General features: G+C 67.0%; 11 protein-coding genes. 2 read left to right on the top strand and 9 right to left on the bottom strand.

Features of this window, described 5'->3' with window-relative positions; translation table 11 throughout:
- Positions 1–54: 54 nt before the first annotated feature.
- The 7 genes from O0J73_RS08695 to O0J73_RS08665 all read right to left on the bottom strand — a co-directional run bounded on the left by O0J73_RS08695 (position 55) and on the right by O0J73_RS08665 (position 6,114).
- Positions 55–507: a ClpXP protease specificity-enhancing factor gene (locus O0J73_RS08695; RefSeq protein ID WP_053511667.1), complete on the bottom strand. Its 453-nt coding sequence runs from the start codon at positions 505–507 to the stop codon at positions 55–57.
- An 84-nt stretch (positions 508–591) separates the two neighbouring features.
- A complete protein-coding gene (locus tag O0J73_RS08690; protein WP_005415948.1) occupies positions 592–1,227 on the bottom strand; it encodes a glutathione S-transferase N-terminal domain-containing protein in 636 nt (211 codons plus the stop codon).
- A 134-nt stretch (positions 1,228–1,361) separates the two neighbouring features.
- On the bottom strand, positions 1,362–2,111 hold the full coding sequence (locus tag O0J73_RS08685) for a cytochrome c1 (protein WP_006429453.1): 750 nt from the start codon (positions 2,109–2,111) through the stop codon (positions 1,362–1,364).
- On the bottom strand, positions 2,104–3,363 hold the full coding sequence (locus tag O0J73_RS08680) for a cytochrome bc complex cytochrome b subunit (protein WP_006429450.1): 1,260 nt from the start codon (positions 3,361–3,363) through the stop codon (positions 2,104–2,106). Before O0J73_RS08680 ends, O0J73_RS08685 begins: the two co-directional genes overlap by 8 nt.
- Positions 3,363–3,983, bottom strand: coding sequence for a ubiquinol-cytochrome c reductase iron-sulfur subunit (petA, locus tag O0J73_RS08675; protein WP_004151998.1), 621 nt, complete (start codon positions 3,981–3,983; stop codon positions 3,363–3,365). Before petA ends, O0J73_RS08680 begins: the two co-directional genes overlap by 1 nt.
- A 192-nt stretch (positions 3,984–4,175) precedes the next feature.
- On the bottom strand, positions 4,176–5,099 hold the full coding sequence (locus O0J73_RS08670; RefSeq protein ID WP_006429448.1) for a lytic transglycosylase domain-containing protein: 924 nt from the start codon (positions 5,097–5,099) through the stop codon (positions 4,176–4,178).
- A gap of 46 nt (positions 5,100–5,145) precedes the next feature.
- On the bottom strand, positions 5,146–6,114 hold the full coding sequence (locus O0J73_RS08665) for a YafY family protein (RefSeq protein WP_053511664.1): 969 nt from the start codon (positions 6,112–6,114) through the stop codon (positions 5,146–5,148).
- A gap of 80 nt (positions 6,115–6,194) precedes the next feature.
- Between O0J73_RS08665 and O0J73_RS08660 the strand changes: the two genes are divergently transcribed.
- The gene (locus O0J73_RS08660) at positions 6,195–6,815 is read left to right on the top strand and encodes a glutathione S-transferase family protein (RefSeq protein WP_197564750.1); all 621 of its coding nucleotides are present in this window, start codon (positions 6,195–6,197) and stop codon (positions 6,813–6,815) included.
- A gap of 106 nt (positions 6,816–6,921) precedes the next feature.
- The gene (gene miaB / locus O0J73_RS08655) at positions 6,922–8,337 is read left to right on the top strand and encodes a tRNA (N6-isopentenyl adenosine(37)-C2)-methylthiotransferase MiaB (RefSeq protein WP_197564749.1); all 1,416 of its coding nucleotides are present in this window, start codon (positions 6,922–6,924) and stop codon (positions 8,335–8,337) included.
- Between the two features lie 73 nt (positions 8,338–8,410).
- Here the strand turns inward: miaB and O0J73_RS08650 are convergent, their stop codons facing one another.
- On the bottom strand, positions 8,411–9,523 hold the full coding sequence (locus O0J73_RS08650) for an ABC transporter permease (protein WP_164085843.1): 1,113 nt from the start codon (positions 9,521–9,523) through the stop codon (positions 8,411–8,413).
- Positions 9,520–10,443: an ABC transporter ATP-binding protein gene (locus O0J73_RS08645; RefSeq protein ID WP_308308495.1), complete on the bottom strand. Its 924-nt coding sequence runs from the start codon at positions 10,441–10,443 to the stop codon at positions 9,520–9,522. The genes O0J73_RS08650 and O0J73_RS08645 overlap by 4 nt, the downstream gene beginning before the upstream one ends.
- Positions 10,444–10,452: the final 9 nt, after the last annotated feature.

Genomic DNA, 10,452 nt, shown 5'->3' with positions numbered 1-10,452 from the left:
CACCTCTGAACCGGCAAACGAAAAACGCCGCCCATCGGGGCGGCGTCGGAAAGATTACTTGACCACGCGCAGGTTCGGGCGCCCCTTGGGCGGCGGGCTGGCCGGCGGCGTATCGTCCGGCGGCGCACCTTCGTCATGCAGCAGTTCATCGCTGGTCGGCGCAGTCTCGTTGCCCGGGATGTCGTCCGGCAGCGCCATGCCCTGCCCGGTCTCGCGGGCGTAGACCGCCAGCACGGCGCTGATCGGCACCTGCACCGGATAGCTGGTGCCGGAGAAGCGCGCCGAGAAGCTCACCATCTCGTTGTCGATCATCAACCGCACGACGGCACGTTCTGCGATGTTGAGCACCACCCGGCCATCCTTGACCGCCGAAGGCGGGACCTGCACGCCGGGGACGCCGGCGTCGACCAGGATGTGCGGGGTCAGCTGGTTGTCGTTGATCCATTCCACCAGCGCCCGCAGCAGGTACGGGCGGTGGCTGGTCATGTGGAAGAAGTCTTCGGTCATGCGTGAAGTGTACGCGCCCGGCGCCCCGCCGGGGCGGATCGCCTGCACACCGGTCGGCGTGCAGACGGGTAAGGCATGGCCGGATCAGACCGGCAGATCGCGCAGCTTCTTTTCCTGCTCGGTCAGGCTGCGGACGAAACCCGGGTGGCGGAAGATGCGGTTGCCGTAGTCCTCGATCGCCTTGCCGTCCTTGGGCAGCGGCACATCCAGTGACTGCAGGCGCCAGATGATCGGTGCCATCGCGCAGTCGGCCAGGCTCATTTCCGGATTGAGGAAGAACTTGCTGGCCTTGAACAGCGGCAACGACGCAGTCAGCAGTTCCTTCAGGCGCTTGCGACCGGCCTCGGCCTGGGTCTTGTTGCCCAGCTGGATGGCCTGCACCTGTGGCACCCAGTCGTGCTCGATGCGCAGCATGGCCAGGCGGATGCGTGCGCGCGAGAGCGGATCGACCGGCATCAGCGGCGGATGCGGGTAGCGCTCGTCCAGGTATTCGCTGACCACCGACGCGGCGTACAGCACCAGTTCGCGCTCGACCAGGGTTGGCACCGAGTGGTACGGATTGAGGTCGATCAGGTCTTCAGGCGGGTTCTGCGGATCGACCGGAACGAAGTCGAAGGTGACCCCCTTGGCCGCCAGGACCAGGCGTACACGGTGGCACAGCACATCGTCGTTCGAGGAAAACAGCGTCAGTGTATTGCGCATGCGTACGCTCGCCGCCATCAAAGGCTCTCCTACGACAGGAGACCGCCTGCCGCATCGGCGCCGCCAGCACCGTGCCAGCGGTCGACTCCTCCCCGAGTGTGCAACCGACCATCACAAAAGCCAATAGGCCCGTGCGATGGCCGGCCGCAGAATCAGTGGACGTCCTTCCAGTATTCCTTCTTCAGCAGGTACAGCAGGAAGGTCAACAGGGCCAGGAACAGGATCACCCACACGCCCAGCTGCTGGCGCTTGAGCGCGGCCGGCTCGCCGGCATATTCGAGGAAGTTGGTGATGTCCCGCACCGCCTGGTCGTACTGGCCGGCATCGACCGAACCCGGCGTTTCGAGCTTGAGCCCGGTCACCGGCGGGTCCATGCCCGGCGCTTCGGGCTTGCCGTGCACGGCGTGCTGCAGGCCCTGCATCTCCCACAGCGGGTTGGGCATGGACGCGTTGGCAAACAGCGCATTGTTCCAGCCCAGTGGCCGGCTGCTGTCCAGGTAGAACGACTTGAGGTAGGTGTAGACCCAGTCGCTGCCCCGCACCCGCGAGATCAGGCTGAGGTCCGGCGGCATCTTGCCGAACCATTTCTCGGCATTCTCCTTGGGCATCGCCACCGGAATCGGGTCGCCGATCGCCGAGCCGGTGAAGTTGAGGTTGTTCATCACCTCTTCCTCGGTCAGGCCCAGGTCCTGCGCCATCCGCGAATAGCGCAGGTACTTCAGCGCGTGGCAGCCGGAGCAGTAGTTCATGTACAGCTGCGCGCCGCGCTGCAGCGATGCGCGGTCACCGAGGTCGTTGCCGGCCTGCAGCAGCTTGGTGCCGCCCTCGGCGGCGGAGGCCAGGAAACTGCCCAGCATCAGGGTGGCCGCCAGGGCCAGCCGGACCATCCAGCGCTCAGTCATGCGTGGTCACCCTCTCCGGTACCGGCTTGGTCTTGTCCAACCTTGTCCATAGCGGCATGGTGATGAAGAACGCGAAGTACAGGAAGGTCAGCACCCGCCCGATGTAGGTCTCGTGCACGTCGGTGCCGGGGCCGGAACCGATCACGCCCAGCCACACGAAGCACACCGCCAGCACGCCCAGCATCACCTTCGAGATCCAGCCGCGGTAGCGCACCGACTTCACCCGCGCCTTGTCCAGCCACGGCACCAGGAACAGGATCGCGATGGCCGAGAACATCACCAGCACGCCGCCCAGCTTGTTCGGCACCACGCGCAACATCGCGTAGTACGGCGTGTAGTACCAGACCGGCTTGATGTGTTCCGGGGTGACCAGGCGGTTGGCCTCGGTGAAGTTGTCGTGTTCCAGGAACAGGCCGCCGAAACCAGGCGCGAAGAAGATGATGAAGGCCGCGATGATCAGCAGGAAGCCGGCGCCGACACCATCCTTGAGCGTGTAGTACGGGTGGAACGGAATGCCGTCGGCCGGGGCGTTCGGCGACCAGCGGTTGCCCTTCGGACCCTTCTTGATCTCCACGCCATCCGGGTTGTTCGAACCCACTTCGTGCAGCGCGCCCAGATGCAGCACCACCAGCAGCAGCAGCACCAGCGGCAGGGCGATGACGTGCAGCGCGAAGAAGCGGTTGAGCGTGGCGTCGCTGGGCAGGTAGTCGCCCATGATCCATTCGGTCAGGCCGTTGCCGATCACCGGTATCGCGCCGAACAGCGAGATGATCACCTTGGCGCCCCAGAACGACATCTGGCCCCACGGCAGCACGTAGCCCATGAAGGCTTCGGCCATCAGCACCAGGTAGATCAGCATGCCGAGGATCCACACCAGTTCGCGCGGTTTCTGGTAACTGCCGTACAGCAGCCCGCGGAACATGTGCAGGTAGACCACGATGAAGAACAGCGAGGCCCCGGTGGAGTGCATGTAGCGGATCAGCCAGCCCCACTCCACGTCCCGCATGATGTATTCGATGGAGCCGAACGCCTCGGCGGCGTTGGTCTTGTAGTGCATCGTCAGGAAGATGCCGGTGACGATCTGGTTGACCAGCACCAGCAGCGCCAGCGAACCGAAGTAGTACCAGATGTTGAAGTTCTTCGGCGCGTAGTACTCGCTGACATGCTTGCGGTAGACCGGCATCAGGCCCGGCGCGCGGGCATTGACCCAGTCGGCGACGCCACTGGCGGTACGGCTGAGGATATTGGCCATCAGGCAGCCCCCTGCGGATCGACACCGATGATGATGGTGTTGTCGTCCTGGTAGTGGTGCGCGGGCACCTTCAGGTTGATGGGCGCCGGCACGTCCTTGAAGACGCGGCCGGACATGTCGAAGCGCGACTTGTGGCAGGGGCAGAAATACCCCCCCTTCCACTGCGGGTCGTAGGGCTCGGGCCGGATCTCGGCGACCATTTCAGGCGAGCAGCCCAGGTGCGTGCACAGGCCGACCAGCACGGAGATGTCCGGCTTGATCGAGCGCAGCTCGGGATTCTGCTTCAGCACGTAGTCCGGCTGCTGGTCCTTCTCGCCGGACTCGGGGTCCTTGAGGCGGCCATCCAGTCCGTGCAGCGCATCCAGGATCGCCTTGGACCGCTTGACGATCCAGATCGGCTGGCCGCGCCATTCCACGATCAGGCGTTGGCCTTCCTGCAGGGCGCTGATGTCGGCCACCACCGGTGCGCCGGCAAGCTTGGCGCGGGCACTGGGGTTCCAGGACTTGATGAAAGGAACTGCGGTGAATCCGACGCCGACGGCGCCCACCACGGCTGTGGTGGCGGAAAGAAAACGCCGACGTCCGGTGTTGACTGGATCGTGTACCCCATCGTTGGCCATCCGGCACTCCGATATTGATTAGGTAGCTTTAAGGCTGCCAGCGGATCCGGTGGGGGCCAGAGCCGCATTGAATCTTGGACGAGTGTAGCGGAACCGTCGCGCGCCACACAACGCACTGCAACAATCTTTTGAAGGCGTGCCGACTGACAGTCGGCACCTACCGTTTAGAGCGTGCAGACCAACGGTCGGCACCTACTGGTGGCTCAGGGCACTGCGGTAGCGGTCCGCCAGCTGGCCGACCCGGCGCACGTAGTACTGGGTCTCGCTGTACGGCGGCACGCCACCATGACGGTCGACCGCGCCCTCGCCCGCGTTGTAGCCGGCTGCCGCGAGAGTCAGGTCACCGTTGAAGCGCTTCAACAGCCACGCAAGGTACTGCACGCCGCCGCGGATGTTCTGCCCGGCGTCGTAGGAGTCACTGACGCCGAAGCGGGCGGCAGTCGGTGGCATCAACTGCATCAGGCCCTGCGCACCGGCTCGGCTGAGCGCGGTCGGGTTGTAGGCCGATTCGGCATGGATGATCGCGCGTACCACCGCCTCCTCGACACCGAACTCGCGCGCTGCCGAGGTGATTTCGCCCTGGAACGCCGTGGTGTTCAGGCGCACCGTGCCGAAGTCCACGCGCGGATTGACCCCACAGGCGTAGCAGCGCTCCATGAAGCTGTAGCGGATGGTCCGCACCGGCCCCAGGTTGGCCACCTGGGTCGGCCGCGCACTGGTGTAATGGCGCACGCCGTCCTTCATGAAGGAATAGACCTGGCCGCTGACCATGCGCCCACCGCGCGAGGCGGTTGCGGCCGTGGGCACGGAGGCAGGTGCGGGTGCGGGTGCAGCCACTGCGGGCGTCGCAGCGCTGGCCGCCACGGCCACCGGATTGCGCTCGATGCTGGCCACGGTGGTGGCTGGCGCGGGTTTCGGTGCGGCCACCACCGGGCGCGACACCGGGCGGGTATCGCGGCTGTAGCTGATGGCGCTGCAGCGGGCCCCGGCCACGCGCTTGCTGACGTAACTGGTGACGCCATCGGCGCCCTGGCACTTGTACAGGGTACCGGCGCTGGCCGGCGCAGCGGTCAGCGCAGCGATGATGATCGCCGTTGTCCCCAGTATCCCCTTCATGGCGGCGAGTGTCCCAGCTTCGCCGGGGCTTGCCAAGCGACGTGGCTCAGGCTGTGACCGTCGGCACAGCCAGCAGCTGGCCCAGGCCCGCCAGGCGCTGCGCCAGTTCGTCGCGCAGCTCCGGTGGCGTGGTCCACAGGGCCACGGGCACGCGGTCCAGGCTGAGGATCTGCGCCAGCATCATGCCGCGGCTCTCGGCCCCCATCCGCAGCAGGCAATGATCGGTGCCATCGGCCTCCAGTACCCCGCACCACGGCGGAATCCGGCCTTCCAGCTCGGAATGGCTGCCGGCCAGGCGCAGGATGGCCTGCAGCGCGAACGGCGCCTGGCTGACGGCCTGCCGCACCATCACATCCGGCGGCGCCGGGGTGCGCCGATGCAGGCCCGGCTCGGTACATTCGCGCACCGCGCCCATCCGGTCCACGCGCAGGGTGCGCCAGTCCTGGCGGCCCAGATCCCAGGCCAGCAGGTACCAGCGGCGGCCATAGTTGACCAGATGCTGGGCTTCGACCTCACGCTGGGTGACCGCGTCCTGCGCACTGCGGTATTCGAACGCCAGCCGCGAGGCCTGCCGGCAGTGCTGGGCCAGCCGTCCGAGCAGGCGTGCATCGGTGGCCGGCAGGTCCGACAGCGTGGCGGTGGCGGCATGCACCTCGCCGGCCTGCTGGCGGCGACGGGTTGGCACCAGCGGATCGAGCTTGGACAGCAGGCCGCGCGCGGTGTCGTCGATGCCGGCGACGGTGGCCGAGGCCGCGCGCAGGGCGATGGCCAGGGTGGTTGCTTCCTCTTCGTCCAGCAGCATCGGCAGTACCGGTGCACCGGCTCCCAGCTGGTAGCCGCCGCCGACTCCGGCCGAGGCCTGCACCGGGTAGCCCAGTTCGCGCAGGCGCTCGATGTCGCGGCGGATGCTGCGCCGGTCCACGCCCATGCGTTCGGCCAATTCGGCCCCCGACCACTGGCGGCGGGCCTGCAGCAGGGCGATCAGGCGCAGCAGTCGATGGGCGGTATGGCGCATGAAGGATCGAGGACAGAAGTCGTCCGCAATAGTGCCCCAGGATGGCTTCCAGTTCACCACCCACCGCAAGGAGCAATGCCATGACCTCACGCCAGATCACCCTGTACCACGCCACTCGTTCACGCTCGAGCGGCGCCGTGGCCCTGCTCGAAGCGCTGGGCGCCGACTACCGCATGCAGGTGTTGGACCTGAAGGCCGGCGCCAACCTGGCCCCGGCCTACCTGGCCATCAACCCGATGGGCAAGGTGCCGGCCATCGTCCACAACGGTGCGCTGGTGACCGAACAGGTGGCGATCTACCTGTACCTGGCCGACCTGTACCCGGAAGCGGGGCTGGCACCACCGATCGGTGACGCCCTGCGCGGGCCCTACCTGCGCTGGATGGCCTTCTACGGTGCCTGCTTCGAGCCGGCGATGATCGACAAGGCGATGCACCGCGAGCCGCCGCCGCGCCTCATGTCGCCGTACAACGACGCCGAGACCGTGCTGCAGGTGATCGAGGCCCAGCTGGCGCAGGGACCGTACCTGCTGGGCGAGACGATGAGCGCCGCCGACGTGCTGTGGGGCAATGCGCTGGCCTGGACCAGTGCCTTCGGCCTGGTGCAGCCGGCACCGGCAACGGCCGCCTACATCGAACGGATCAGCGCGATGACGGCGTTCGACCGCTCGCGGCAGATCGACGCGGAGCTGGCGGCGGCGTAATCGCGTCGCCCCCCCCCCGGGGCCGACCAGCCACCGGCGGACGGCGGGAGGGCCGGGATGCGGGTAGAATTGCCCGCTTTCCCGCCACCCGAATGGATTAAGCGCCATGACCGGGACGCCAGACGTCTTTCCGCCCGCCCCCGGCGGTACCCCGCTCGTTGCCCTGCCCGCCGGTCCGCGCAAGCCCGACCAGGTGAAAGGCAAGCTGTACATCAAGACCCACGGTTGCCAGATGAACGAGTACGACTCGGCCAAGATGGCCGACGTGCTTGCCGCCAGCGATGGCCTGGAACTGACCGACACCCCGGATGACGCCGACGTCATCCTGGTCAACACCTGTTCCATCCGCGAGAAGGCGCAGGAAAAGGTGTTCAGCCAGCTGGGCGTGTGGAAGGGCCTGAAGAACAAGGGCCGTGAAGTGATCATCGGCGTGGGCGGCTGCGTCGCCTCGCAGGAAGGCGAGGCGATCATCAAGCGCGCGCCGTTCGTGGACCTGGTGTTCGGCCCGCAGACCCTGCACCGCCTGCCGGAACTGATCCGTGCCCGCCGCGAGCAGAAGCGCCCGCAGGTGGACATCAGCTTCCCCGAGATCGAGAAGTTCGACCGCCTGCCCGAGCCGCGCGCCGAGGGCGCCTCGGCCTTCGTGTCGATCATGGAAGGCTGTTCCAAGTACTGCTCGTTCTGCGTGGTGCCCTACACCCGCGGCACTGAAGTCAGCCGTCCGTTCGAGGACGTGGTGGTGGAAGTGGCCCAGCTGGCCGCGCAGGGCGTGCGCGAGATCAACCTGCTCGGGCAGAACGTCAACGCCTATCGCGGCCCGTATGGCGATGGCGAATTCGCCGACCTCGGCCTGCTGATCCGCACCATCGCCGAGATCGACGGCGTCGGCCGCATCCGCTTCACCACCTCGCACCCGCTGGAGTTCAGCGATTCGCTGATCGACGCGTTCCGCGACGTGCCGCAGCTGGCCAACTTCCTGCACCTGCCGGTGCAGGCCGGCAGTGACCGCGTGCTGTCGGCGATGAAGCGCGGCTACACCGCGCTGGAATTCAAGTCGAAGATCCGCAAGCTGCGCGCGGTGCGCCCGGACATCTCGATCAGCTCGGACTTCATCGTCGGCTTCCCCGGCGAGACCGATGCCGATTTCGAGAAGACCATGAAGCTGATCGAGGACATCGGCTTCGATCACAGCTTCTCCTTCATCTATTCGCGTCGACCGGGAACGCCGGCTGCGGACCTGGAGGACACGATCAGCGATGCGGAGAAGCACGCGCGCCTATCGCGCCTGCAGGATCGCATCAATGCGCACGCCGCCGGCATCTCCGAGAAGATGGTTGGCACCGTGCAGACCGTGCTGGTGGAAGGCCCGTCGCGCAAGAACCCGAACGAGTTGACCGGCAAGACCGAGAACATGCGTTCGGTGAACTTCCCGGCACCGGCTCGGCTGATCGGCCAGTTCGTGGATGTGGTGATCACCGAAGCGCTGACCAACTCGCTGCGCGCGCGGGTGGTGGCGGAGTAAGGCGTGCCGACCAACGGTCGGCACCTACCGGCATTGATGCCGGCCAGCGGCCGGCACTACCGGATGGCATGCTTCAATCCAGGCGCTTGCGGAAGCGCAGGATCGCCAGCGTCATCATCACCACGATGAAGGCCAGCAGCGCCAGTGCGTCGTGCCACAGCTCCCACAGCGAGGCACCGCGCAGCATGATGCCGCGCACCAGGCGCAGGAAGTGGGTCAGCGGCAGCACTTCGGCCAGCCACTGCACCGGCCGTGGCATGCCGGCAAACGGGAACATGAAGCCGGACAGCAGGATCGACGGCAGGAACAGGAACAACGTCATCTGCATCGCCTGGAACTGCGAGCGCGCGCGCGTGGAGATCAACAGGCCCAGCGCCAGGTTGGCCAGCACCAGCAGCACCGCGGCCAGGTAGATGTCCAGCAGGCTGCCGCGGATCGGTACCTGGAACAGCCAGGTGCCCAGCAGCAGCACCAGCGTGGTCTGCAGCAGGCCGATGGCCGCATAGGGCAGCACCTTGCCCACCATCAGTTCGCTGCGCGATACCGGCGTGGCGATCAGCAGCTCCATGTTGCCTCGCTCGCGTTCGCGCACCACCGCCACCGCCGTGAACATCACCAGGGTCATGGTCAGGATCACCCCGATCAAGCCGGGGACGATATTCACCGCAGAGCGCCGCTGCGGGTTGTAGAAGCTGGTCACGCTGACCTGCCCACTGGCGATGCTGCCTTCGCGCAGCGGTCGCGTATTGCTGGTCGGGCGCGTATCCAGCGGCACCTGCGCCAGCTGGATCGCCGCACTCTGCACCACGGTATCGCTGCCATCGACCAGCACCTGCACCGCTTCGCGCCCATCGAAACGACGGCGCTCGAAATCGGCCGGCACCACGATGCCGACGCTGATCTCGCCGCGGCGCAGCGCCTGCATCAACTGGTCCGGGCTGTAGGCTTCGCTGCGCGGGGTGATCACACCGGTGGCGACCATGTCCTGCACCAGCGCGCGCGAGGCCGCGCTGTTCGCCTGGTCGGCCACACCCGCATCAAGATGGCGCAGGTTGAGGTTGATCGCATAGCCGAACAGCAACAGCTGCATCACCGGAATGCCGACGATCATCGCCAGCGTGATGCGGTCGCGGCGCAGCTGGCGCAGCTCCTTGAGCATGATCGCCCACAGCCGGCGCAGGTTCATGCCGCCGGCTCCCTGCCACGACCTCGGGTAGCGGCGACGAACACGTCTTCCAGGTTCGGCGCCACCGCCTCGATATGCGCCTGTGGATCGGCACCGGCCAAGGCGCGCTGCAGTGCCGGCGTGTCGGCCGCGTCTTCGCTGCACAGCACGCGCAGCTGCGTGCCGATCTGCGCCACGCTCAGCACGCCGGGCAGTTCGGCCAGCGCGCGGCTGGCCTGGCGCGGCTGCGAGGAAGTGACCTGCAGCGTGCGCCCTTGCAACCGCGCACAGAGTTCGGCCGGCGTGCCATCAGCCACCAGCGCGCCGCGATCCAGGATCGCCAGACGGTGGCAGCGCTCGGCCTCGTCCATGTAGTGGGTCGACACCAGCACGGTGGTACCGGCGTCGGCCAGTTCGAACAAGGCTTCCCAGAAATCGCGGCGGGATTCCGGGTCGACCGCGCTGGTCGGCTCGTCCAGGAACAGCAGTTCGGGCGAATGCACCACGGCGCCGGCCAGGGCCAGGCGCTGCTTCTGCCCACCGCTGAGCGTGCCGGCCAACTGTGGCTGCCGGTCCTGCAGCCGATACTGCTGCAGCAGCGCATCGACACGCTGCCGGGCCTGCGCGCGCGGCAGGTCCTGGATCGCGGCAAGGAACTCCAGGTTCTCGCGCACCGACAGGTCTTCGTACAGCGAAAAGCGCTGGGTCATGTAGCCGATGCGGCGGCGCAGCGCCTCGGCCTGTTCCGGCACCGACAGGCCCAGCACCTCGATCTGCCCCGCGCTCGGCTCCAGCAGGCCGCACAGCATGCGGATGGTGGTCGACTTGCCCGAGCCGTTCGGGCCGAGGAAGCCGTAGACCTGGCCGCGAGGCACGGTCAGGTCGACATTGTCCACGGCCAGCAGATCGCCGAAGCGCCGGGTCAGGCCCTGCGCATGCACGGCAATGTC

This window comes from Stenotrophomonas sp. Sm6012 (genome assembly GCF_030985895.1).
In the GTDB taxonomy this organism is placed as follows: domain Bacteria; phylum Pseudomonadota; class Gammaproteobacteria; order Xanthomonadales; family Xanthomonadaceae; genus Stenotrophomonas; species Stenotrophomonas forensis.
Note: the sequence above shows the minus strand (reverse complement) of the source record. Positions and strands in the feature narration are given on the sequence as shown.